Source organism: Megasphaera sp. MJR8396C (assembly GCF_001546855.1).
Lineage (GTDB): Bacteria > Bacillota > Negativicutes > Veillonellales > Megasphaeraceae > Megasphaera.
This window is the reverse complement of the sequence record NZ_KQ958212.1, coordinates 9,920-10,136: the sequence shown is the minus strand read 5'-3', so window position 1 is coordinate 10,136 and position 217 is coordinate 9,920.

Here is a 217-nt window from a genome sequence, read left to right as displayed (position 1 = left end):
ATCCACGCACCCTCACGGGGTGCGACTCGTGTAAAATTAAGTCGTCCGGCAAATATGATGTTTCAATCCACGCACCCTCACGGGGTGCGACGGGACCATCGGCACCAACAACACGCCGTCAAAATGTTTCAATCCACGCACCCTCACGGGGGGCGACGAAGGTATTTGATAACGAATGTCTTCTTTTTGGTGTTTCAATCCACGCACCCTCACGGGG